This window comes from Arthrobacter ulcerisalmonis (assembly GCF_900609065.1).
Taxonomy (GTDB): domain Bacteria; phylum Actinomycetota; class Actinomycetes; order Actinomycetales; family Micrococcaceae; genus Arthrobacter; species Arthrobacter ulcerisalmonis.
Genome location: NZ_UXAU01000032.1, coordinates 1 through 22,123 on the forward strand (window position 1 = coordinate 1; position 22,123 = coordinate 22,123).

The 22,123-nt window shown below is 64.3% G+C and carries 22 protein-coding genes, 6 tRNA genes and 1 riboswitch; of the genes, 9 read left to right on the forward strand and 19 right to left on the reverse strand.

What is annotated here, in order from left to right; translation table 11 throughout:
• The first annotated feature begins 115 nt into the window (after window positions 1-115).
• Complete coding sequence (locus PSET11_RS11200) at window positions 116-1,474, forward strand: BCCT family transporter (RefSeq protein ID WP_238989130.1); 1,359 nt, start codon at window positions 116-118, stop codon at window positions 1,472-1,474.
• Here PSET11_RS11200 and hisF read toward each other — a convergent pair.
• The 15 genes from hisF to PSET11_RS11275 form a co-directional block, all read right to left on the reverse strand.
• Entirely contained in the window at window positions 1,471-2,247 is a 777-nt protein-coding gene (hisF, locus tag PSET11_RS11205; RefSeq protein WP_124092328.1) for an imidazole glycerol phosphate synthase subunit HisF, read from the reverse strand. The two genes, PSET11_RS11200 and hisF, sit on opposite strands and share 4 nt — an antisense overlap.
• Window positions 2,248-2,294: 47 nt before the next feature.
• Complete coding sequence (gene hisG / locus PSET11_RS11210) at window positions 2,295-3,155, reverse strand: ATP phosphoribosyltransferase (RefSeq protein WP_124092330.1); 861 nt, start codon at window positions 3,153-3,155, stop codon at window positions 2,295-2,297.
• A 77-nt stretch (window positions 3,156-3,232) separates the two neighbouring features.
• Window positions 3,233-3,496, reverse strand: coding sequence for a phosphoribosyl-ATP diphosphatase (locus PSET11_RS11215; protein WP_124092332.1), 264 nt, complete (start codon window positions 3,494-3,496; stop codon window positions 3,233-3,235).
• Window positions 3,497-3,591: 95 nt separating this feature from the next.
• Window positions 3,592-4,071 (reverse strand): 6,7-dimethyl-8-ribityllumazine synthase, encoded by a 480-nt coding sequence (gene ribH, locus PSET11_RS11220; RefSeq protein ID WP_124092333.1) that lies wholly within the window; start codon window positions 4,069-4,071, stop codon window positions 3,592-3,594.
• Complete coding sequence (gene ribA / locus PSET11_RS11225) at window positions 4,068-4,781, reverse strand: GTP cyclohydrolase II (protein ID WP_124092335.1); 714 nt, start codon at window positions 4,779-4,781, stop codon at window positions 4,068-4,070. Before ribA ends, ribH begins: the two co-directional genes overlap by 4 nt.
• Window positions 4,778-5,500, reverse strand: a complete 723-nt coding sequence (gene ribB, locus PSET11_RS11230; RefSeq protein ID WP_124092337.1) for a 3,4-dihydroxy-2-butanone-4-phosphate synthase — start codon at window positions 5,498-5,500, stop codon at window positions 4,778-4,780. The genes ribA and ribB overlap by 4 nt, the downstream gene beginning before the upstream one ends.
• On the reverse strand, window positions 5,497-6,141 hold the full coding sequence (locus tag PSET11_RS11235; RefSeq protein ID WP_124092339.1) for a riboflavin synthase: 645 nt from the start codon (window positions 6,139-6,141) through the stop codon (window positions 5,497-5,499). The genes ribB and PSET11_RS11235 overlap by 4 nt, the downstream gene beginning before the upstream one ends.
• On the reverse strand, window positions 6,141-7,250 hold the full coding sequence (gene ribD, locus PSET11_RS11240) for a bifunctional diaminohydroxyphosphoribosylaminopyrimidine deaminase/5-amino-6-(5-phosphoribosylamino)uracil reductase RibD (protein WP_124092341.1): 1,110 nt from the start codon (window positions 7,248-7,250) through the stop codon (window positions 6,141-6,143). The genes PSET11_RS11235 and ribD overlap by 1 nt, the downstream gene beginning before the upstream one ends.
• Window positions 7,250-7,963, reverse strand: coding sequence for a nicotinamide riboside transporter PnuC (gene pnuC, locus PSET11_RS11245; RefSeq protein ID WP_124092343.1), 714 nt, complete (start codon window positions 7,961-7,963; stop codon window positions 7,250-7,252). The genes ribD and pnuC overlap by 1 nt, the downstream gene beginning before the upstream one ends.
• A gap of 96 nt (window positions 7,964-8,059) precedes the next feature.
• Window positions 8,060-8,208, reverse strand: a riboswitch (FMN riboswitch).
• Window positions 8,209-8,242: 34 nt separating this feature from the next.
• Complete coding sequence (rpe, locus tag PSET11_RS11250; RefSeq protein ID WP_124092345.1) at window positions 8,243-8,926, reverse strand: ribulose-phosphate 3-epimerase; 684 nt, start codon at window positions 8,924-8,926, stop codon at window positions 8,243-8,245.
• Between the two features lie 56 nt (window positions 8,927-8,982).
• Entirely contained in the window at window positions 8,983-10,587 is a 1,605-nt protein-coding gene (locus PSET11_RS11255) for an RsmB/NOP family class I SAM-dependent RNA methyltransferase (RefSeq protein WP_124092347.1), read from the reverse strand.
• Window positions 10,584-11,504, reverse strand: a complete 921-nt coding sequence (gene fmt, locus PSET11_RS11260) for a methionyl-tRNA formyltransferase (protein ID WP_124092349.1) — start codon at window positions 11,502-11,504, stop codon at window positions 10,584-10,586. Before fmt ends, PSET11_RS11255 begins: the two co-directional genes overlap by 4 nt.
• A complete protein-coding gene (gene def / locus PSET11_RS11265; RefSeq protein ID WP_124092351.1) occupies window positions 11,501-12,088 on the reverse strand; it encodes a peptide deformylase in 588 nt (195 codons plus the stop codon). Before def ends, fmt begins: the two co-directional genes overlap by 4 nt.
• A gap of 63 nt (window positions 12,089-12,151) precedes the next feature.
• Complete coding sequence (locus tag PSET11_RS11270; protein WP_124092353.1) at window positions 12,152-13,012, reverse strand: cytochrome; 861 nt, start codon at window positions 13,010-13,012, stop codon at window positions 12,152-12,154.
• 97 nt (window positions 13,013-13,109) lie between these two features.
• A tRNA-Val gene (locus PSET11_RS11275) sits at window positions 13,110-13,181 on the reverse strand.
• 251 nt (window positions 13,182-13,432) lie between these two features.
• Between PSET11_RS11275 and PSET11_RS11280 the strand changes: the two genes are divergently transcribed.
• The 6 genes from PSET11_RS11280 to PSET11_RS11305 all read left to right on the forward strand — a co-directional run bounded on the left by PSET11_RS11280 (window position 13,433) and on the right by PSET11_RS11305 (window position 14,471).
• Window positions 13,433-13,505: transfer RNA gene (locus PSET11_RS11280), tRNA-Gly, on the forward strand.
• A gap of 47 nt (window positions 13,506-13,552) precedes the next feature.
• Window positions 13,553-13,623: transfer RNA gene (locus tag PSET11_RS11285), tRNA-Cys, on the forward strand.
• Between the two features lie 42 nt (window positions 13,624-13,665).
• A tRNA-Val gene (locus tag PSET11_RS11290) sits at window positions 13,666-13,737 on the forward strand.
• A gap of 59 nt (window positions 13,738-13,796) precedes the next feature.
• Window positions 13,797-13,869, forward strand: a tRNA-Gly gene (locus PSET11_RS11295).
• 32 nt (window positions 13,870-13,901) lie between these two features.
• Window positions 13,902-13,973: transfer RNA gene (locus tag PSET11_RS11300), tRNA-Val, on the forward strand.
• 258 nt (window positions 13,974-14,231) lie between these two features.
• Window positions 14,232-14,471, forward strand: coding sequence for an antitoxin (locus PSET11_RS11305; RefSeq protein WP_124092355.1), 240 nt, complete (start codon window positions 14,232-14,234; stop codon window positions 14,469-14,471).
• Between the two features lie 167 nt (window positions 14,472-14,638).
• Here the strand turns inward: PSET11_RS11305 and PSET11_RS11310 are convergent, their stop codons facing one another.
• Complete coding sequence (locus tag PSET11_RS11310) at window positions 14,639-16,165, reverse strand: GMC family oxidoreductase (RefSeq protein ID WP_124092357.1); 1,527 nt, start codon at window positions 16,163-16,165, stop codon at window positions 14,639-14,641.
• Between the two features lie 174 nt (window positions 16,166-16,339).
• Between PSET11_RS11310 and PSET11_RS11315 the strand changes: the two genes are divergently transcribed.
• On the forward strand, window positions 16,340-17,401 hold the full coding sequence (locus PSET11_RS11315) for an AraC-like ligand-binding domain-containing protein (protein ID WP_124092359.1): 1,062 nt from the start codon (window positions 16,340-16,342) through the stop codon (window positions 17,399-17,401).
• Here PSET11_RS11315 and PSET11_RS11320 read toward each other — a convergent pair.
• Together PSET11_RS11320 and PSET11_RS11325 are read right to left on the reverse strand one after the other, a co-directional pair.
• Window positions 17,391-18,470 carry a TerC family protein gene (locus tag PSET11_RS11320; RefSeq protein WP_124092361.1) on the reverse strand — a complete coding sequence of 360 codons (1,080 nt, stop codon included), beginning with the start codon at window positions 18,468-18,470 and terminating at the stop codon, window positions 17,391-17,393. The genes PSET11_RS11315 and PSET11_RS11320 overlap by 11 nt on opposite strands.
• Before the next feature lie 218 nt (window positions 18,471-18,688).
• On the reverse strand, window positions 18,689-19,711 hold the full coding sequence (locus PSET11_RS11325; protein ID WP_124092363.1) for a DUF808 domain-containing protein: 1,023 nt from the start codon (window positions 19,709-19,711) through the stop codon (window positions 18,689-18,691).
• 134 nt (window positions 19,712-19,845) lie between these two features.
• Here PSET11_RS11325 and PSET11_RS11330 point away from each other — a divergent pair, with 134 nt between their 5' ends.
• Entirely contained in the window at window positions 19,846-21,057 is a 1,212-nt protein-coding gene (locus tag PSET11_RS11330; protein ID WP_124092364.1) for a benzoate/H(+) symporter BenE family transporter, read from the forward strand.
• Here PSET11_RS11330 and zapE read toward each other — a convergent pair.
• Window positions 21,054-22,097, reverse strand: a complete 1,044-nt coding sequence (zapE, locus tag PSET11_RS11335; protein WP_124092367.1) for a cell division protein ZapE — start codon at window positions 22,095-22,097, stop codon at window positions 21,054-21,056. The genes PSET11_RS11330 and zapE overlap by 4 nt on opposite strands.
• Window positions 22,098-22,123: the final 26 nt, after the last annotated feature.

The window sequence follows — 22,123 nt, forward strand, 5'->3', positions numbered from 1 at the left end:
TGAAGACCTCTTAGTCGTTCGGTGTGTGTGGTAACCACCAACCTAAGAGGTCTTCACCCTTTTACGATGTAACCAACGTCCTGGCCGAGTACACCTAGCCCTGCAGATCGCCTTGGTGATTGTCGCCGTCGTCCTTACCATTGCCGCGTGCACCTCCGGCGTGGACAAGGGCATCCGCTGGATCTCCGAGCTGAACATCTGGAGCGCGGCGGCCATGCTGCTCTACATCCTGGTGACGGGCCAGACCTCCTTCCTGCTGAATGCCATGGTGGAGAACATCGGCCGGTTCATCTTCACCCTCCCGGACCGCACCCTGCAGACCTTCGCCTACGAAAGCGGCGGTTCGGAATGGATGGCGAGCTGGACGCTCTTCTTCTGGGCATTCTGGTTGGCCTGGGGTCCGTTTGTAGGACTGTTCTTGGCCCGCATTTCCCGCGGCCGCACCCTGCGGGAATTCGTCATCGCAGCCATTACCGCCCCGGTGTTGTGCGACTTCCTGATTGTCAGCATCTTCGGTAACAGCGCCATGCATGAGGTCCTGAACGGCAACACAGCCTTTGCGGAGCTGGCCACCACCAGCCCGGAAGAAGGCTGGTACGCGCTCCTGAACATGTTCCCCGGCGCCACGTTCTTGATCGGCTTGGGCACGCTTTCCGGCATGCTGTTCTACCTCACCAGCGCCAACTCGGGCGCCATGGTGATGTCCAACTTCTCCTCCACCATCCCGGACCCCTCCCAGGACGGCGCCAAGTGGCTCCGCATTTTCTGGGCCATCCTCACCGCAGTGCTGACCATAGCCATGCTGATTGCGGGCGGCGTGACCACCATGGAATATGCCACCCTCATCTTCGCGCTGCCGGTCACCGTCATCGCGTGGCTGGTGATGGCCTCCTTCTCCAAGGCCCTGCGGATGGAACGCGCGGAACGTGAGGGCCACGTCATGCGGCGGCAGTCGACGGCGGCCCACGGCGGCATGGTGCCGGACCGGACCTGGCGGCAACGGCTAGCCGGCATGCGCTCCTACCCGTCGAAAAAGCAGGTGGCCCTCTTCATGGAGCGCACCGGCCAACCGGCCCTGGCCGACGTCGCCAAGGAGTTCACGGCCCAGAACTACGAGGCGACCCTTGACGTGAACACCAACGAGGAGGTGGGCATCTCCAGCCACAGCCTGGTGGTCACCATCCCCGAACACCGCGACTTCCACTACGAGATCCGTGCGGTGGAGGCACCTGTACCCATGTTTGGTGGCAGGATGTCCCGCCAGACAGACGTCTACTACCGGGTTGAGGTCTTTGCGCAGACCGGTTCGGAAGGCTACGACATCATGGGCCTGTCCCAGCAGCAGGTCATCGACGATGTCCTGGACCGCTACGAGGCACACCTGGGCTTCCTGACGTACTCCACCCTGCACGACTACAAGTCGGTACTGACTCCACCCACCGGGACTGTCCCCGTGGTGAAGGACGAGTCCTAGCGAACAGCGAAGCCCGCGGCCCGGATGGCGTCCTTGACCTGGGACATCATGTCATCCGGGCCCCAGTGGAAGATTGACGCGGCCAGCACTGCATCGGCTCCGGCGGCCACGGCCGGCGGGAAATGCGACGGCTCGCCGGCTCCGCCGGAGGCAATGATGGGCACGTTGACGGCCGCACGGACCAGCTTGATCAACTCAAGATCGAAGCCGTCCTTGGTGCCGTCGGCGTCAATGGAGTTGAGCAGGATCTCGCCCACGCCTCGGTCTGCCGCTTCGCGTGCCCACGCGATAGCGTCGATCCCGGTCCCTGTCCGGCCGCCGTGGGTGGTCACTTCAAAGCCCGACGCCGTTGGAACTGACCCGGGGCGTGTCCGGCGGGCGTCCACGGACAGGACCAAGACCTGGGAACCGAAGTGCCGGGTGATCTCGTCGATGACGTCCGGCCGCGCGACCGCTGCGGTGTTGATGGAGGCCTTGTCGGCGCCAAAGCGTAGCAACTTGTCCACCTCGGCTACGCCACGGACACCGCCGCCCACGCAGAGCGGGATGAAGACTTCCTCTGCGGTGCGGCGGACCACGTCGAACGTGGTTTCGCGGTTGCCGGAGGAGGCGGTGACGTCGAGGAAGGTCAGTTCGTCGGCGCCGGCATTGTCGTAGCGATGGGCCAACTCCACAGGATCTCCGGCGTCACGGAGGCCCTCAAAGTTGATCCCCTTCACCACCCGTCCGGCGTCAACGTCGAGGCAGGGAATGACACGTACGGCTACTGCCATGGGAGGCTCCTGGGGTTTAGCTGAGGCGAACGGCTACGCGGGACGGATCAGATCCGGCAGGCGTGGATGCTGCTGACCAGGATGGCGCGGGCGCCCAGGTCATAGAGCTCGTCCATGATCCGGTTGGTCTGCTTCTTGGGGACCATGGACCTGACGGCTACCCATTCCGAATCCCGCAGGGGTGAGACCGTGGGAGATTCCAGGCCGGGCGTCAGCGCAGCGGCGGCCTCCACCAGTTCCTTGCGGATGTCGTAATCCATCAGGACATACTGACGAGCCACCAGCACGCCCTGCAGGCGGCGAATGAGTACTTCGATTTCCTTGGTGGTGCCGTTCGCCGCACCACCGTCGCCGGTGCGGCGGATGAGCACGGCTTCGGACTTCAGGATCGGATCGCCGAAGATTTCCATCCCGGCGGCCTTGAGGGTGTTGCCTGTCTCCACCACATCGGCGATGGCGTCGGCCACGCCCAACCGGACGGAAGATTCCACCGCACCGTCAAGCCTGACCACTTTGGCGTTGATACCGCGTTCGGCGAGGTAGGTGCGCAGCAAGCCGTCGTAGCTGGTGGCAAGCCGCTTGTTTTCCAGTTGCTCAGCGGCGGCAAAGTGTCCCACGGGACCTGCGAACCGGAACGTCGACGCGGCGAAACCCAAGGCGAGCAGTTCTTCGGCTTCCACCTCGGCGTCCAGGAGCAGGTCGCGGCCGGTGATGCCGACGTCGAGCGTTCCGCGGCCCACATACACGGCGATGTCGCGGGGCCGGAGGAAGAAGAACTCAATGTCGTTGTCCGGGTCCATCATGACCAGTTCGCGGGTGTCGCGGCGCTGGCGGTAGCCGGCCTCGGACAGCATGGCCGAGGCCGCTTCGGACAGGGAACCTTTATTGGGGACAGCTACGCGCAGCATGGGAAACTTTCTGGATGGGGGTCTGGTGAACAGGCAAAGCAGGCCACGGAGTGGCGCCGAGGCGCCGGGTCCGGTGCCTACAGATGCTTGTAGACGTCTTCCAGGGTCAGTCCTTTGGCGAGCATCAGGACCTGCAGGTGATACAGCAGCTGGGAGATTTCCTCGGCTGCGGCCTCGTCGGATTCATACTCCGCAGCCATCCACACTTCGGCGGCTTCCTCGACAACCTTCTTGCCGATTCCGTGTACTCCGGAGTCCAATTCAACGACGGTACGGGAGCCTTCCGGGCGGGTGGCTGCCTTTTCGCTGAGCTCAGCAAACAGTGTCTCGAAATTCTTCACGCCACAAGCCTACTTGCTGCGACCCGAACGGCAGGTCTTGGCGTCAAGCATGACGGGCGCGATGTGATGGAACACACGTCGCGCCCGTCAGGGGCTCAGGCGTACGGCTTCAGGAGCGCAGCGGTGGCCAGGGCCGCCGTGACGGCCTCGTGGCCCTTGTCCTCCTTGGAGCCGGCGAGCCCTGCCCGGTCGAGGCCTTGCTGTTCGTCGTCGCACGTCAGCACGCCAAAGCCCACCGGCACACCGGTGGCGACGCTGACGTCGGTGAGTCCCGCCGTCGCGGCCTGGCAGACGTACTCAAAGTGCGGGGTGCCGCCCCTGATGACGACGCCCAAGGCCACCACGGCGTCAAAGTGTGGTGCCAGCCGGGCGGCGGCTACGGGCAGTTCAAAGGCGCCTGGGACGCGAAGCACCGTGGGATTGCTGATGCCGGCATCTGCAGCGCCGCGGAGGGCACCGTTGAGGAGGCCGTCCATGATTTCGGTGTGCCAGCTCGCGGCCACGATGGCCAGCCTGAGCTGCGAGGTGTCTGGGTTCTGGGTCAGGTCGATGACGGGCGCGCCGTGTCCGCTCATAGTGCTTTTCCGTTCAGCGAGGGGGTTTCAGTTGACGTGTCAGGGGTGGTCACCGGCAAGGGTGCGGCGGGATCGTCGAGCAGCAGGCGGTGCTCCATCCGATCCTTCTTGGTGCGCAGGTAGCGGATGTTTTCGACCCGGGAGGGGACCTCGGTGGGTACCATTTCCACCACGCTCACGCCGGCGTCCGCCAGCCTGTTCTGCTTGTCCGGGTTGTTGCTGAGCAGCCGGACCTTGACCAGTCCCATTTCGGCGAGGATCTGGGCGGCAGCGTTGTAGCAGCGGGCATCCACCGGCAAGCCCAATTGCTCATTGGCCTCCACGGTGTCGAAGCCGGCCTCCTGCAGCGCGTACGCCTTGATCTTGTTGGCCAGGCCGATGCCACGGCCTTCCTGGCCACGGAGGTAGAGCAGGGTGCCGCCCTCTTCATGGATCAGCTCCAACGCGTAGGCGAGCTGTTCGCCACAGTCGCAGCGGAAGGAGCCAAACACGTCGCCGGTGAGGCACTCGGAGTGCAGCCGGACCAGGGGGGCCTTGCCGTCGCGGGGTGGGTTGGGGGAACTGACAGCCAAATGCTCAATCCCGGTGTCCAAGTCGATCCACGCCTGCGCCACGAAATCTCCGTACGCTGTGGGCAATTGCACCACCGGCCCACCGCTGACCGGATGGGCCATGCCGCTGGTATCAGTACTCACTACCGAAGCCGTCATTGTGTCTCCTTTAGTCCGTCCGAGGTTTCCCGGACGCCGACGCCACCGCGCCTATCCTCTTCTTCAACATATGCCACCAGATCAGCAATGGAGACCAACAGGCACCCGTGCTCAGCAGCAAAAGTACGCAGCCCGTCCAGGCGCATCATTTCGCCGTCGTCATAAACAACCTCCGCAATCACGCCGACCTTTTCCAGGCCGGCAAGACGGCAGAACTCGACGGCGGCTTCGGTGTGGCCGGGGCGTTCGCGCACACCTCCATCAACGGCCCGGAGCGGAAATAAATGCCCGGGCCGGGTAACCGCCGTTGGTCCCGCTGCCGGATCGGCGAGCACGCGCGCGGTCAGTGCGCGATCGGTGGCAGAAATTCCGGTGCTGACCCCGATCGCAGCGTCGCACGACACCGTGTAGGCAGTCCCTTTAGCGTCCTGGTTCTCGCTCACCATGGGCGGCAACTCCAACGCGTCAGCCCGTTCGCCGGACAGCGGCGTGCAGATCACCCCGGAGCTGTAGCGGATGGTCCACCCCATCAGTGCTGGCGTGGCAAACTGGGCCGCGAAAATGATGTCACCCTCGTTTTCGCGGTCCTCATCGTCCACCACCAGGATGGCCTTGCCGGCTGCGAAGGCCCTGATGGCGTCGGCGATGCTATCCAGGGGTTGCGGGTGCGCATCGCGGGTGGGCGGTTCGGCCGGGTTGACGTGGACGACGGCGTTCACAGGGTTTCTCCCGCGGCGGCACCGGAGTCGGTGGTCCGGAAGGCGAGCAGACGCTCGGTGTACTTGGCCAGCACGTCAACCTCGAGGTTGACCGGGCTGCCCACCTGTTTGGCGCCCAAGCCAGTCTCGGCCAAGGTGGTGGGGATCAGGCCCACCTCAAACCACGGTTCCGGGTGGCCGGCATCGCTCACTGCTGTCACCGTGAGGGAGACTCCGTCGATGGCGATGGACCCTTTTTCGGCGATGTAGCGGGCCAGGTTGGCCGGCACGTCGAAACGGAGCCGTTCCCAGTTGCCCAGTGCCTCGCGTTCGCGGAGGCTGCCAACCCCGTCCACGTGGCCCTGGACCACATGGCCGTCAAGCCTGCCACCTGCGGGAACACAGCGTTCCAGGTTGACGGCGTCCCCTGCCACCAGCGCGCCAATGGTGCTGCGGATGAGGGTCTCCCCCATCACGTCGACGCTGAAGTCCTTGCCATCAATCTGGGTGGCCGTCAGGCACACCCCGTTGACGGCGATGGAACCACCGAGCGTGAGGCCTTCGGTGGTTCCGGGCGCATGGAGGCGCACCGTGGCGCTGACGTCGCCATCGCGCTCCACGGAGAGGACGTGGCCTTGTTCAGCAATAATTCCGGTAAACATCAGGAGCCTTTCTGGGCTGGTTCCGCGGCGTTGCGGGGATCGGAGGAAAGCGGGTGCTGGGGTTGCAGGTGGAGGCGCAGGTCTGCGCCCAGGCTGCGGACGGAGCCACCGTCCGCGGCATCCCATTCCCACCGTTGGGCGTCGGCGAGGGTACCGATACCCAGGCCGTTGAGCGCCGACGTTCCAGAGCCAAGCAGTGTCGGCGCCAGGTAGACGATCAGTTCGTCAACAAGGCCTGCCGTGAGGAAGGCGCTGAGGATCCGGGAGCCGCCTTCCACCATCACGTGCCGGGTGCCCGCTTCATACAGCGCGGCCAGCGCTTCTTTGGGCTCACGGGTGGGGAGGTGATGGGCCAGTCCGTCGTCACCGCGGATGGCAGCGTTAGCTGGAATGCCGCGCAGTCCCATAACGGCCCGGACCGGTTGCGCAGAACTGGGGGTGCCGTCAGGTTCGCGGGCGCTCAGCCGCGGGTTGTCCACCATGACGGTTTCCGTGCCCACCAGGATGGCGTCGATACGGCGTCGGATGGCGTGATTGTCTGCCAGGGATTCCGGGCTCGAAATCCATTGGCTGGTGCCGTCCTCGGCCGCGATACGGCTGTCGAGGGTCTGGGCAATGTGGAGGGTGACGAAGGGTCGGAGCGCTGCGACGGCGGCAAACCAGCGCCGGTTGAGCTCCAGTGCTTTTTCGGCGGCCAATCCACTTCGCACCTGGACTCCGGCCGCCCGCAGGGTGCGCGCACCGCCGGCAGCGGGATCGTGCGGGTCATCAACGGCGTACACCACGCTGGTGATGCCTGCGTCGATGATGGCTTCCGTGCACGGGCCGGTCCGGCCCACGTGGTTGCAGGGTTCCAGGGTGACCAGCATGGTGCAACCACTGAGGTCGGCACCGGCCTCCTGGGCTTGGGCGATCGCGTCCGCTTCGGCATGAGGCGTGCCTGCGCCGCGGTGATGGCCGGTGAAGAGCGATGTACCTTCTGGGCTGAGAATCGTGGCACCGACCAGGGGATTCGCGCCGCGTGGGCCTTGCAGGGCTGCTGCCAGTGCTACGTCCATGGCGGCAGCTTCGCCGTCGGTGAAGTCCGTGGCTGGCGTTGCGCTGGCCATCAGAGCTTCACCCTGGGGTCCGGGAAGGCTGTCTCTACGGCGCCAGCCGGTCCCGTGGAGTCAGTGCCCCTGGCGCGGCGGGACGCGTTCCACCAGACGAAGAAACCAATCAAGGTGAAGACGCCGTAGAAGAGGTACATGAAGGCGCTGGCGTAGTAGCCTGCGCTGAACAGGAGGGGTACCCCAACAATGTCCACCGCCACCCAGATGAGCCAGAATTCGGTCCAGCCGCGGGCCATGCCGTAGGTGGCCAGCAACGATCCCACGAAGGTCCAGGAATCAGCCCAGACGGGTGGGTAGGAGCCCAACGTATCGAAGAGGGGCGTGAGCGCCAGGGTTCCGGCCACCAGGGCGAGCACCAGGATCACGCGGGTGGGGTTGCTCGCCCATTGGGGCACGACGGCGGTGTTCCCGGCTTCGGCGCGGCTCTGCCGCCACCGATGCCAGCCGTAGGCGGCAACAATAATGAACATCACCTGGCGACCGGCCTGGCCCCACAAGGTGGCTGGCGAGGCCGAGCCGAAGACATTTCCCAGGAAGACCGTGAGGAGCAGCGCGTTGCCGATGATGCCTACCGGCCAGGCCCACACTTTGCGGCGCATGCCGCCAAAAGCGCTTGCCAAGCCGAAGATGTTACCTAGTACTTCTCTCAGTATCAGGACAGATCCGCCAATGGGGATCTGAGCTTCAAAGAGCCATCGCAGGAGGTCCATGTGTGTGTCGTTCCTTCCCTTTCAGAACCGCGATGGCTCCGGGGGTATACGACAGGCAGACCTCTGGCACCGCAAAGGGGCACCAAAGTACAGCTGTACGTGCTTCTCTCATCCAGACTTTAACTGTCGGTATCGGAATTTCACCGATTCAACCGGTCGTTGGCACCCTTCCGAAAAAGGGTTCCGACTTGCGGGTCGCGGACTATCACCGCCGGTTCGGACTTACACCGACCCCGGAGCACGTTGTGTTTTGCTATTGTGCCATAACCTGCACAGGCCTCAATTTATTCCGGTGGCACTGCGTAACATCCGGTTGCCCTCTTCGCGGAGCCTGGTGATGGCTGCCGCTGGATCGTCGGCACCGTAGACGGCAGAGCCCGCCACGAAGACGGTGGCCCCGGCCTCGGCTGCCCGGAGGATGGTTTCTTCCGTAATTCCGCCGTCGACCTGGATGGCCACTCCAACACCCGAACCGTCGATCGCTGCTTTGGCTCGGCGGATCTTCGGCAGTGTCAGGTCGAGGAACGCCTGGCCGCCGAACCCTGGCTCTACTGTCATGATCAGCAGCATGTCCAGTTCGGGCAACATGTCCAGGTAGGGCTCCACCGGCGTTGCCGGGCGCAGGGCCATCCCTGCCTTGGCCCCGCGCTGGCGGAGTTCCCGGGCGAGTTTCACCGGCGCGATGGACGCTTCGGCGTGGAAGGTGACAGATGCCAGGCCTGCGTCAGCGAACCCTGGTGCCCAACGGTCGGCGTCGGCGATCATCAGGTGCGCATCCAAGGGGATGGGGCTGACCGCCTGAATCCTCTGGACGACAGGCAATCCCAAGGTCAAATTGGGAACGAAGTGGTTGTCCATAACGTCCACGTGGACAGCGTCAGCAGTGCTGATGCGCTGCAACTCCGCCTCCAGGTTCACGAAATCTGCGGACAGGATACTGGGATTGATGCAGCACGACTTCACGAATGGCGCCTTTCAGGGGCTGGAGGAGATGGCGGCAACTGCCGGGCAGGGTATGACTAGGCCTTCTTGCGGATGAGGGCCAGGAACATGGCGTCGGTGCCGTGGATGTGCGGCCAGAGCTGGGCGGTGGACTCGTGGCCTGCCTCCAGATTTCCGGTGAGGCTTACGTCATCCAGGACGGAGCCGGCGTCAAGCAGTTCCAGGTCTTCGCGCTTACGCATGGCGTCAGCCACCACGGCGGTGGTCTCAGCGGGGTGGGGTGAGCAGGTCACATAGGCCACCACACCACCGGGGCGGGTGGCAGCAAGCGCAGACGCAAGCAGCTCGCGCTGCAGCGGGCCAAGATCCGCCAGGTCCTTGGGAGTGCGCCGCCAACGGGACTCGGGCCGCCGGCGCAGGGCGCCCAAACCACTGCACGGAACGTCCACCAGGACGCGATCAAAGGACTCCGGAGTTTCGGTTCCCACGTCGCGGCCATCGCCGGTCCGCACCTGCCACGTCTCCCCCGGTACTGCCGCCAAGGCCTGGCTGACCAGCTTGGCACGGTGTGGCAGTGGTTCGTTGGCCAGCAACGTTGCGCCTTGCTGCCGGGCGAGGGCTGCCAGCAGTGCTGCCTTGCCGCCGGGGCCGGCACAGAGGTCCAGCCACTCTTCTCCGCCAGCGGGCTGCTCGGACGTCGTGGACCCGGGCTTCGGGCCAAGATCGACGGCGGCCAAGGCACGCGCCACCAGCTGCGAACCCACGTCCTGGACCCGGGTGGTCCCTGCGCGGACCGAGGCGAGCCGGCCAAGGTCACCACCGCTGGACAGTGCCGAACCCTCCACCAATTCACCGGGCGCCGCACCGCCGTCGAGCGCCTCCGCCAGGCTGCCCAGGCCGGGGAGCGCCACCAGGTTCACCACGGGAGCGGCGTTGTCAGCGATCAGCAGGTCGGTGATCTCGCTTGCAGGCCTGCCGTGGGCCACCAGCGATTGCCGCATGGCCCGCACGATCCACTCCGGGTGGGCGTGCCGGAGCGAGGAGATCTTCGTTTCGTCCGTTTCGCCAGAGACCAGGAGATCCAGCCATTCGTCCAGGGTGTTTGCTGTGACTTTTCGGAGCACAGCGTTGATGAGGGCCGAGGGGCCTGCGCCGATCACGGCGCGGGCCAAGCCCACCGTCTGGTCGAGCGCCGCATGGGCGGGGACCCGCATGGCCAGGAGTTGGTGCACGCCGAGCCGGAGCGCATCCAGGATCGCAGGATCCAACTGGTCCAGCGGACGATCCACGCAGCGCGAAAGGATGGCGTCATAGGTGCCCCTGCTGCGGAGCGCGCCGTAGCTCAACTCGGTGGCGAAGCCGGCATCACGTTTGTCCAGTCCGTGGTGCCGGATGCGGGCCGGCAGGACCAGGTTGGCATAGGCATCTTCAGCGGCTACAGCGCGGAGCACCTCGAACGCCACCAGGCGGGCTGGGTCGGCGCGACGCGTCCGTTGCGCGGGCGCGCTGTCGGTGAAGTTGCGCTGCGGGCCCCTGTTGCGCTCGCGGCCTTGGGCGTTACGCCGGCTGTCATCACGGGGTCCACCGTTTCCGCGGCCGCCACGGTTCCCGCCCGGGCCCGCGTTGCGTCCGCCGTGGCCGGAGTTCCCGCCACCGCCTGCATTACCGCCGGAGCCGCTCATTCGAATACCACGCTTTCAAGGGAAGCCACACCGCGTGCCCAGTCGGCAGCGGCCATCATTTTCTTGCCCGCAGGCTGGATCTGGGTCAGCTCCACTGCATGGGACCCGGTGCCCACCAGGACGCTCTTGCCGTGCAGTTCCACGGTTCCGGGTCCCAGCCCGGTGACGTCGGGCCGCAGGGCAGGGGGTGCAAGCTTGATTCGCTGTCCGGCCAGGAGCGTCCAGGCGCCGGGTTCTGGGCTCACTCCCCTGGCTCGCCGGCCAATGGCCAAGGCCGGTTGACGCCAGTCCAGCTGCCCATCCTCGAGGGTCAGCTTGGGTGCCAGTGAGATCTCGCCAGACTGTGCCTGCGGCGCTGCGCGACCGGCGTCGATCGCGGACAGCGTCTGCGCCAGCAGCACCGCACCGCTGTGCGAAAGCCGGGCCAACAACTCACCGGACGTGTCTGCTGCGCCAACCGTTTCCGTGAGCGTGCCGAAGATGGGACCCGTATCCAGGCCAGCCTCCAACTGGAAGGTCACAGCACCGGTGATGTCATCGCCAGCGATGATCGAGCGCTGGACCGGAGCCGCCCCACGCCAAGCGGGCAGCAGCGAAAAGTGCAGGTTGACCCAGCCGAATCGGGGCACGGTGAGTGCTGACGGCGGGACAATGCCGCCGTACGCCACGATTCCTGCGATGTCCGGCTGGACTGCCTCGATGCTGGCGATCGCGGCGGCATCGAGTCGGGCGGCACGGATCACGGGCAACCCCAGCTCGGCGGCCCGAACGGCGACGGGCGACGGCGTCAGGACGCGCTTGCGGCCGAGGGGCGCGTCAGGGCGGGTGAGGACTGCGACGACGTCGAAGCCAGCTGCCACCAGCGCGTCAAGGGAGGGAACAGCAACGACGGGCGTCCCGGCAAACAGGACCCTCATCGGCTGGTGCCCGAGGCGCCGGCACCAAAACTGGCACCACCAAAACTTGAGCCCACCGTTTTGGCGCGCTTTGAGGTGGTCTGCGCGGCAACGGCGTCGTAATTTGCGTTGCGGATGGACCGCAGCGCCGCCTTTCGGTCATCCCCTTCCAACCGGTCCGTATAAAGGATGCCGTCCAGGTGGTCGTTTTCGTGCTGGAAGCAGCGGGCCACCATGTCTTCAGCCTCGATGGTGACCGGGTTGCCGTCCTGGTCCACGCCCGTGAGGCGGGTGGTCCTGAAACGGCGTACTGGGAAGCCCAGACCGGGGATGGATAGGCACCCTTCTACCTGGTCCTCTTGGAAGTCATCGCTGTTCTGCAGGACCGGGTTGATGATGTGACCGGCAACGCCGTGGACCCGGTAGGTGAAGACCCGCTTGCTGATACCCACCTGCGGGGCGGCCAGGCCAGCGCCCTCCACGTCTTCCATGGTTTCGGTCATGTCTGCGACCAGTTTGGCCAGCTCCGGCCCGAAATCCGTCACGGGATCTGCGACTGTGCGGAGCACAGGATCCCCGATGATCCGGATATTCAGAATTGCCATGAGCTGTTTTTCCTTACGTCGAGCTGCACTGGGACCAGTCCAGTTTAGGTGCTGTGGTGCGGTTCAGGCGGTGCGAGCCTGAACCAGGGGCGGCGGTGCAATGGGGAGCAACGCACTGCCGGCGCTCTCCGTGTCTGCATTGAGTTCCCACACGCGGCGCAGCGCGCAGAATTTCCACCAGTGGTGTTTCAGGACATCCGGGTTGGCGCGGACCGGGCGGACCTCTGTTTCGCCAATGGCAACGGCCAGCAGAATCGGATCCTTGCCGTGCTGCCAGGGTTCCCAGGTTCCGGCCTGGCCGTCCAGCAGGGACTCCTCCGCCTTCATTCCAGCTACCAACTGCATGACCACTTTGTCATCGAGTGGCTTCACCTGGCCGTCGCGGGTGGTGCCCTTGGTCTTGTAGTCGATCAAGCAGGTCCGGCCGTTGATCTTGGCTACCAGGTCCAGTGTGCCGGCGTACCCCACCGCGTGGTTCCAGACCGTGATCTCAGGGGCAATGGGCTCCACCTGGTACAGCTCCCACCACTCATCGAAGCGGACGGCAAAGGATTCTTCACCGTTGGCGGCCAGCGCCTCCCGTGTTTCTTTCATAGCGTGCGGGCGGCCCAGAGTCCTGAGGGCCACCTGCTCGCAGTAGTTGTGCACCCGATCGCCACGGCGTGCGGCGTCGTCCCGGTAGGTTTCGGCCGCCTTTGCTGCCCGATTGACGGCCTGCCGGATCTTTGCCGGGCTCCCCAAGCTGTCCGCCAGCAACGGGTCTTTGGCCAGGCTGCTCGCTCCCATGAAACCAAACCAGCCGTCCAGGCCGTGAGGCTGCTGGCCAATCACCGTGGTGATCGATGGAACGGAGAACTCCGCCGAGGTGGAGCGGGCGTACATCCGGCCATATTCAGTGGCGTGGGCGAGAAGCGGGGCTGTCATGGAAAAGACTCTTTCACAGGGGGACGACATTGGCTGCGGGCGCTAAACAAGAAAGGTCCGTTCCCCCTCAAGTGAGCGGGAACGGACCTCCATGCTGTGGGCGATACTGGGTTCGAACCAGTGACCTCTTCGGTGTGAACGAAGCGCGCTACCACTGCGCCAATCGCCCCGGTGCCCTTGAATGCTAGCCGACACCAGGGCCAATTCAAAAATCGAGCGGCAGGCCGGGCATGTGCCTGCCGCACCGGCGTCGCGAATTACATGGTTGTAAGTTCCAAAATCCGCGCCAATACTGGGAAGGAAGCGCGGCGGCGCGACGCAAATCGCTCCGATTTGGAGAATCCCAGAACCTCCGATATTGTTTTTACTCGTTGGAACGCGAGGAATTGCCCACTGCGGTCAAGGAATTACCACCAACATGCGGACGTAGCTCAGCTGGTAGAGCACCACCTTGCCAAGGTGGATGTCGCGAGTTCGAATCTCGTCGTCCGCTCGCAGGACACTGTCACAGTGGGTTTTCTTCGGAAGAACTGCTAACACGGTGGGTTGGCCGAGAGGCGAGGCAGCGGCCTGCAAAGCCGTATACACGGGTTCGAATCCCGTACCCACCTCGGTGAAAACCATGGTTTCCGGTCCACAAGACTGGTTGCAATGGGCGATTGGCGCAGCGGTAGCGCGCTTCCCTGACACGGAAGAGGTCACTGGTTCGATCCCAGTATCGCCCACTAGGCAAGGTAACTTGCCACCACGCAGTTGATACGGCCCACCAGCCGAAGACCTGCACGCGGACGTAGCTCAGCTGGTAGAGCACCACCTTGCCAAGGTGGATGTCGCGAGTTCGAATCTCGTCGTCCGCTCTCTACACCCCATTGGCCGGTCCCCCGGTTTCGGGCGATTGGCGCAGCGGTAGCGCGCTTCCCTGACACGGAAGAGGTCACTGGTTCGATCCCAGTATCGCCCACACACTAAGCAGTCCATTTATGGGCTGCTTTTTCTGTTTCCCCCACCAAACCTAAGCTTGTTCGCAGAACCTAAGCTTCAAGGCTCCGATCTGCGAACAAGCTTAGGAGTGGCCGTCCGGAAGCTTCAGCACGGCTCGTCTGGTGCATCCGCTGCCAGCGAACAGATTTTGGCTGTTGTTTCCTTGGCAGCCCCAGTTCGTCGGGTTAGGATCGAAAACGGAGGAGCGACCTGGCTCCGCGATTGAAGGGAGGTGCTCGTGGGACTGATTGACGATCTGAAGGGCAAGGCTCAGGGTCTCATCCATGGGAACGAGCAGGCCATCAAGGACGGCATCACCAAAGCCGGCGATTTTGTCGATTCCAAGACCGGCGGCAAGTACGCCGACAAGGTGGACAAGATCCAAGATGGCGCTACCAACCTCGTTGACAAGAGCGGAACGGATCAGGGTCCTGCTGGAGAGCAGACCCCGCCTGCGCCGGTTACGCCGGCTCCGTAAAAAGGATTTGGCCAGGGCCTTGCCCTAGCACGTCAAGGGGGCGCGAGTCCCGCCGAGAGGCGGCACTCGCGCCCTTTGTGTTTAAGCGCTGCGATGCTCAGCGCTCCAGTTTGATGCGTGTACTGCCGGAGTGACCGCTCCGCCGATCATCGCGTGGGGTGCTCCCCTCAGGCGCCGAGGATCAGGTCGGCTGCTTTCTCGCCGATCATGATGCTGGGTGCGTTGGTGTTGCCGCTGGGAACGGACGGCATGATGGAGGCATCCGCGATGCGCAGCCCTTCGAGACCGCGAACCCTCAGCTGGGGGTCCACCACCGACAGGTCATCGACACCCATGCGGCAGGTCCCCACCTGATGGTGGTATGTTCCTGCGACCTGGCGGACGAATTCCCGCAGTTCGTCCCTGGAGCTGAGGTCGTGCGGCGTGTGTTCACTCTTGCGGAATGGGGCGAACGCTTCCTGCTGGCCGATCTCGCGGCACATGATGACCGCATCGACCAGGGCTTCGACGTCGTATTCTGCGGCGAGGATGTTGGGGTCCACGAGAGGGGCCACGGACGGATCCGCTGATGCCAGCCGCAATGTGCCGCGGGACTGCGGACGCACCAGGCCGGCTGCGATGGTGTATCCATTTTCCGGCGCCGCGCCGCCGTCAGTGGGGTAGGGCAGATGCAGGAACAAGGGCTGCAGGTCCGGGGCTTCGTCCTGTGATTGCCCACTGTGGGCGAAGAGTTGACTCTCGAGAAGGTTGTGCCGCCCTGCAGTCAGCGGTTCCCTGGCCTCATAGATGTTGCCGGCGAGGAGGTGATCATGCAGGTTCTCCCCCACCCCGGGCAAGTCCACCACGGTGTCGATGCCAACGTCGCGGAGGTGTGCCGCCGGCCCAATTCCTGAGAGCAGCAGGAGTTTGGGTGAACCGATGGCACCAGCAGCAAGAATCACCTCCGCAGAAGCGGTTGCTTGATGCTGCTCGCCCTTGAGGGTATAAGCAACCCCGGTGACCCTCCCGCCGTCGACAGTCAGACGGGTGACTTCCGCACCGACAGTGACACGCAGCAGTGGGCTGTCCTGAACCGGGACCACAAAGCTCTGCCAGGCGCTGGCTCGTTTGCCGTTGCGGGTGGTGGTGTAGTTGAAGCCGACGCCCTCCATCAACTCACCGTTGAAGTCTTCTGTTTCCTTATGCCCTAGATGCTTGGCTGCATCGACAAAAGCCTGGGCGGTAGGGTGCCGGTGCTCGATTCTCTCGACAGACAAGGGTCCGCTGTCGCCGTGGAATTCATTGGCGCCATCGGCGTGGTGTTCGGAGCGCTTGAAGAGCGGCAGGACGTCATCCCATCCCCAGCCTTCGGCGCCGGCAGCCGCCCAGGAGTCGTAGTCGCTGCGGTGTCCACGGATGTAGATCATGCCGTTGAGGGAGCTGCTCCCGCCCAAGACCTTACCGCGGGGCCAGTAGAGGCTCCGGTTGTTGGCGTGGACTTGCGGGGTTGTCATCACGGCCCAGTCGTTGGGACCGGTTAACAACAAGGGCCAGCCCTGCGGACTGTGGATATTGGGGTCGGTATCGATGCTGCCCGCCTCGATGACGTGGACCGATCGGCCGGCATCCAGGAGTCGCCGGGTGACGACGCTGCCTGCCGATCCCGCACCAATGACGATGTAGTCGGGCTGCGTTTTTTCGGGCGTTCGAGTCATGGTTCCTCCTTGAAGCATGGGGCTGTATAGGTACAAATCTGCGCCATGCCCGCAGCGACGTCGTTGGCCTGGTCTGCACTAGCCTGTACGCCAGGCGCCAGGTCGTGAGCCACGTCACCACCGGATGCCGGGGTGTGCTTGAATGCATGAACCAGACTGTTGTGGAGGATAACGGTGTCCAATTCAGTAGTGGCCCATCATCCAAGGTTGGCCGACGGTGCTGTCCTTGCCCCGCGGGATAGGTTCGACGCCTGGCATCAGGCAGTGAGCAGCTCCTTCGTGCCCTTGGACGCCCGGCCCCCAGATATCGACACTTTTCACGGTGACCTGATCAGCCAGTCGCTCGGAGATGTCCTGGTCAGCGAGGTGTCCGGCACGGCTATGCAGGTGAGCCGTACCCGGAGCTCCATCAGGCAGAACGATCCGGGCGTGGTGAAGCTGGGGCTGCAGCTGCGCGGCTACTGCGTAGTAGCCCAGGACGGTCGTGAAGCAGCCCTGACGCCGGGCGATTTTGCCATCTACGACACCACCCGACCCTACGATCTATACTTCGACGACTCGTACCGCATGCTGGTGCTCATGCTGCCGCAGGAATCGTTGTCCCTGGGTCGCGGCCAGCTGGCGCGGATTACGGCCTCGCGCATCTCCGGCCGGCACGGAGTGGGTGCACTGACCTCATCACTGCTGACCACCCTGGACCATCAGCTGACGCAACAGGGAGCAGACCTGGGTTTCGAAGCGACAGACGCGATTGTCCAGTTGATCTCTGCCACCTTCCGCCAGGTGCTGGAAGGTGGCGCACCAGCTCCGTCTCCACGAGAGGTCATCCTGCTGCAGGTGAAGCAGTACATCCAGGATCGGCTGGGCGAATACACGCTGAGTGTGGCTGAGATCGCCGCGGCCAACCATGTGCCGGTCCGCTACCTGCAAAAGATCTTCGCCGACAGCGGTGAATCGGTCAGCCACTGGATTCGGCAGCAGCGGCTCAACCACTGCCGCCAGGAACTGGCAGATCCGTTGTTGGTGACCCGGCCCATTTCCACCGTGGGCCTTCGCTGGGGTTTCAGCGACGCAGCCAGCTTTGCCCGGACCTTCAAGAGTGTCTACGGCTACACCCCTGGTGAGTTCCGCTATTCCTATAATCCGCAGCTTTCGGGGAGCAAGGAAAGTCTTTCCCTGACAGCAGGGTTGCAACCCGTTTCCGAGTCGCAACCCTGCAGCGTGCCTACTTCCTAGCGTCCAGCTTCGAATCGATACCGTCGGCCTGCACAGGCGTCTGGTCCGCATTACTTTCGGCGGCAACCACGGGATCGCCGTGGACTGAGCCGCGGTCGTTCTTCTGCGTGTCACCGCGGGTCTTGAGCAGGCTGGCCACCGTGGCCACCGTGATCGTGGCACCGATGAACAGCAGCGAGAACCAGATGGGGATTTCCGGAACCCAGAGCAGCGGCTGGCCACCGTTGATGAAGCTCAGCTCGTTGACGTGCAGGGCGTGGAAGACGAGCTTGACGCCGATGAACGCGAGGATGACAGCCAGGCCCTGGGCCAGGTAAACCAGACGTTCCAGGAGTCCGCCGATGAGGAAGAACAGCTGACGGAGGCCCATCAGCGCAAAAGCGTTGGCCGTGAACACGATGTATGCCTCGTTGGTGAGACCGTAGATCGCGGGGATGGAGTCGACCGCAAAGATCAGGTCAACGAAGCCGATGGCGATGATGGTCAGCAGCATGGGCGTAACGAAGCGCGTGCCACCCTTCTTTACGGTGAGCTTGTCCTCGTGGTACTCGTCGGTGACGGGCAGGATCCGGCGGACCAGCTGCATGAACTTTCCATCAGCGGGGTTGGAATCGTGGCCACCGAACGCTTGCTTGTAGGCCAAGAACAGGAGCAGCGCGCCGAAGATGTAGAAGATCCAGGAGAAGTTCTCGATCAGTCCGGCGCCGATGGCGATGAAGCCGCCGCGGAGGATGAGGGCAATGATAATGCCCACCATCAAGACTTTCTGCTGGTACATCTTGGGTACCGCGAACCCGGTCATGACGATCAGGAAGACGAAGAGGTTGTCGATCGACAGTGCCTTCTCCGTCAGGTACCCGGCAAAGTATTCACTGCCGAAGTTCCAGCCGGACACCGTGCCGATGCCCACTCCGAACAGGAGCGCCAGGCCAATATAGAACGCTGACCAACGGGCCGATTCGGCGATGGTTGGTTCGTGCGGTTTGCGGACGTGCGCAAAGAATTCGTAGACGAAGAACAGGATGGTCACGGCAATCGTGATGATCCAGATCATGGGCGTGATCTGCATGATGGCTCCCAAAGGGTAGGCGTGTAGTAGGACGCCAAGGTCTCCTCCGCCCGGACAGAACCGGAACCGACGGGCCCGGGATGCGCCACTGCATCCGTACTGACGGGCCGATCACAGACGGGAGTACTCCCCTTGATGCTTCAATCATAACCCAGGTCAGGCGGCTGGCGCCACGCAGGCGCCAGCCAGCTGAACGCACCCAGGCCAGCTGAACGCACCTAGGCCGGCGGGTGCGCCTCATCCTTGGCTTGCCGGTAACCGCCGACGACGGCGCGCAGGTCGCCTTCCTCGTGGCCACCTTTGGCTTTGCCGAACGGCAGCGCCTTCAGCACCGGATGCAGGATCACCATGACGGCAAACCCCCAGACGGTTCCGATAATGGCGGAGCAGATGGTGTTGACCAGCCACCCCAGCGGCCCGCCCACCACTGACAGTTCGGCTACGGGAGCTTCAAGGGCGTGGATGATGTCGTAGGGGCCATGCCAGCCGAGATCGTGCGCACCCTGGACCATAATGTGGCCACCCACCCAGAGCATGGCGATGGTGCCCACCAGCGTGATGGTGCCCAGGACCGCCGGCATGCCACGGACCAGCAGTTCGCCAACCCGTTTGGCACCTGCGGAATCCTTGCCCGCAAGGTGCAGGCCGACGTCGTCCATCTTGACGATCAGCGCCACCACGCCGTAGACGCCGATGGTGATGATGATGGCCACCACGACCAAGATGCCGGCCCGGACCCAGATGGAGGCGTCGGCGACTTCGTTCATGGAGATGACCATGATTTCGCAGGACAGGATGAAGTCGGTGGTGATGGCGCCCTTGACCACTTTGCCTTCGGCATCGGGGCCGCGTTCAACTGCTGGCGCATGCGCAGTTGCGGAATGGCCGCGGAACTTGTGCCAGACCTTCTCCGCGCCCTCATAGCAGAGGTACGTGCCGCCGAGCATGAGGATGAAGGGGATGATCCAGGGGATGAAGGCGCTGATCAGCAGCAGTGCCGGCAGGATGATCAGCAGTTTGTTGCGGAGCGAACCCCAGAAGATCTTCTTGATCATGGGCAGTTCCCGCGACGGGTCAGCGCCGGACACATATTGGGGTGTCACGGCGGCGTCATCGATGACCACTCCAGCGGCCTTGGCACTGGCCTTGGCTGCTCCCGCGGCGATGTCATCGACAGACGCAGCGGCGATCCGGGCCAAGGCCGCAATGTCGTCCAGCAGCGCAACCAGGCCGCCGCTCATCGGGTACCCCTGACAGGGAACGGGCGGGGCTGGTGTCGATTCGGGCTGGCGGCCGGACGCAGTATGTGCATGTTGGGAGTATATGGCCAGCCGCGGATTCCCGGCGGACGGTTCCTGACCGGTAGCCTGCCACTATGGCACGAGCAACCGCAGCAGATCAGGATCACAGGCAGCCGGCCAGGAACCGGGATTCGCGCCCCATCGTGGCTGGCATTGTGACCGCCCTGGTCGGTTTCACCTCCTCCTTCGCCGTGGTGTTGGCTGGCCTGCGCGCGGTGGGCGCCAGTCCGGACCAAGCCGCCTCCGGCCTGCTTGCCGTGACGCTTTGCGTGGGGCTTGGGGTGCTGCTGCTGGCGTTCCGGTCCAAGGTCCCGGTCACGCTTGCGTGGTCAACTCCCGGCGCTGCCTTGCTGGCGACGTCCGGAGCGGTCGACGGCGGCTGGCCGGCCGCCGTCGGCGCCTTCCTGGTGGCAGGGGTGCTGATCGCCATGACCGGCCTGGTGCCGGCGCTGGGACGGTTGATGACGAGGATTCCGACGGCCTTGGCGCAGGCCATGCTGGCGGGGGTGCTGCTGCAGCTGTGCCTGGCACCCTTCCAGGCGTTGGGCAGCGTCCCGCTTTTTGTGGCGCCGGTGATCGTGTGTTGGCTGGTCATGACGAAGTTCGCCCCACGCTGGTCCGTGCCGGCCGCGTTGGTGGTGGCCCTGGCGGTCATCGGTTACTCCCTTGCATCGAGCGGGACCACCCTGGACGGCGCCCTGCTGCCCACCTTGGTCTGGACTCCCCCAACGTTTACCCTGCAGGCCTTGGCGGGCATCGCGCTGCCACTGTTCGTGGTGACCATGGCCTCCCAGAACGTCCCCGGCGTCGCGGTGCTGCGATCCTTCGGGTACGAGACACCGTGGCGGCCGTCCATGTTGGTGACCGGGGCCGGGACCATGCTGGGAGCACCGTTTGGCGGTCATGCCATCAACTTGGCTGCCCTCAGCGCCGCACTGGCCGCCGGCGAGGAGGCCGGCAGCAACCGTGACCGGCGCTGGGTGGCCGCGTTCACCTCAGGCTTTGCCTACCTGGTGCTGGCAGCCTTTTCCACAGCGCTGGTCACCCTGGTCAGTGCCGCGCCGGCCGGCATGCTCGAGGCAGTAGCGGGACTGGCCCTCCTGGGGACACTGGCATCAGCCATCTCGTCCGCGTTGGCAGACCCCAGCGACAGGATCGCACCAGCCATCACGTTCCTGCTCGCCGCGTCAGGCCTGGCGTTTGCCGGGATCGGCTCCGCGTTCTGGGCCTTGCTGGCGGGCCTGGCAGTGCGTGCCCTGCTGAGCCCGCGTAAAGTACGCGGCTAGGACTGGGTTTCGCGGTCCTGGCCTTCGCGTGCCAACGCCGTGAGCCGGGAAACGGCACGGAAGTACTTCTTCATGTAGCCGCCGGTCATCATCTCTTCGGTGAAGAGTTTGTCGAACGGCACGCCGCTGGCCAGGATGGGCACGTCCTTGTCATACAACCGGTCAGCCAGCACCACAAAGCGCAACGCCACCGATTGCTCGGTGATGGTCTCCACGTTGCGCCAGACCACCCCGTCGATTCCGTTGATCAGCTGCCGGTAGCGGCTAGGGTGGACGCCGGCTAAGTGCGCAACCAAGGCGCCAAAGTCGTCGTCTGCAACCGTTTTGCCATCGAAGTCGGTCTTGATCCTGGCGGACAGGTCGCTGTTACGCAGCGGGGCCGGCGCTGCAGGGAGCCCCCGGTGCCGGAAGTCCTCGCCGTCAATCCGCAGCACATCGAACTGGTCGGCAAGCACCTGGATCTCACGTTGGAAGTCGACGGCGGCAAACCGGCCATCACCCAGGGAACCAGGCAGGGTGTTGGACGTCGCTGCCAGCTTCACGCCGGCGTCGGCCAATTCACGCATCAGGCGTGACATCAGCACGGTGTCCCCTGGATCATCCAGTTCGAATTCATCGATGCAGACCAGCTGGTAGCTGCTCAGCGCTTCCACCGTCTTCCTGAAGGACAGTGCGCCCACCAAGTTGGTGTACTCGACGAACGTCCCGAAAGCCTTGGGGCCGGGGGCAAGGTGCCAGAGCGAGGCAAGCAAGTGGGTCTTGCCCACGCCGAAGCCACCGTCGAGGTAGATGCCGGCCCTGCCCTCCACCTTCTTCTTGCTGAAAAGCTTCGAGAGCAGGCCACCACCGGTGGCAGCCCCCACGCCCTGGCCGAATTCCTGGAGTGCCCGGACCGCGGCAGCCTGGCTGGGCTGGTTAGGGTCTGGACGGTAGCTCTCAAAGGACACCTGGCCGAACCGAGGCGACGGGTAGAAGCCCTTGAGGAGTTCTTCCACCGACACCGCCGGTGTGCGGGCGGCGAGCTGTTCGATCTGTACCAAGGTGGTCCGTTCTGCTGGTGGGGGTC